Origin of the sequence: Corynebacterium sp. HMSC070H05, assembly GCF_001837615.1 — a bacterium.
Taxonomy (GTDB): Bacteria; Actinomycetota; Actinomycetes; order Mycobacteriales; family Mycobacteriaceae; genus Corynebacterium; species Corynebacterium coyleae.
This window is the reverse complement of sequence record NZ_KV833341.1, coordinates 71,282-72,009: the sequence shown is the minus strand read 5'-3', so window position 1 is coordinate 72,009 and position 728 is coordinate 71,282. Positions and strand designations below refer to the sequence as shown.

Here is a 728-nt window from a genome sequence, read left to right as displayed (position 1 = left end):
CCGAAGGAAGAGAAGAAGGCTGCTCCGAAGAAGTCCTCTGGTGAGGGCACCAAGGTTGAGATGCCGGAGCTCGGCGAGTCCGTCACCGAAGGCACCATCACCACCTGGCTGAAGGAAGTCGGCGACGAGGTTGAGGTCGACGAGCCGCTGCTCGAGGTCTCCACTGACAAGGTCGACACCGAAATCCCGTCCCCGGTTGCTGGCACCCTGATCGAGGTCCTGGCGCAGGAAGACGACACCGTTGAGGTCGGCGACGTCATTGCCCGCATCGGTGACGCTGACGCTGCTGCTTCCTCCGACGACTCCAACGAAGACGAAGCCGAGGCCGAAGAAGAAGCACCGGCTAAGGCTGAGGAGCCGAAGGAAGAGAAGAAGGCTGCTCCGAAGCAGGCTTCCGGTTCCGCTACCGACGTTGAGATGCCGGAGCTCGGTGAGTCCGTCACTGAGGGCACCATCACCACTTGGCTGAAGGAGGTCGGCGACGAGGTTGAGGTCGACGAGCCGCTGCTCGAGGTCTCCACTGACAAGGTCGACACCGAGATCCCCTCCCCTGTCGCTGGTGTGATCCTGGAGATCAAGGCTGAGGAGGACGACACCGTCGAGATCGGCGACGTCATCGCGATTATTGGCGACGAGGGCGAAACCCCGGCCGGCGACGACTCCGCCGACGCCAAGGAAGAGCCGAAGGCTGAGGAACCGGCTGAGGAGCCGAAGGAAGAGAAGAAGGC

At 62.8% G+C, this 728-nt stretch carries 1 protein-coding gene; it reads left to right on the top strand.

Going from position 1 to position 728, the window contains the following annotated elements:
* Window positions 1–60 precede the first annotated feature (60 nt).
* The coding region (locus HMPREF2617_RS12340) for a biotin/lipoyl-containing protein (protein ID WP_305764522.1) at window positions 61–728 on the top strand (668 nt) is incomplete at its 3' end.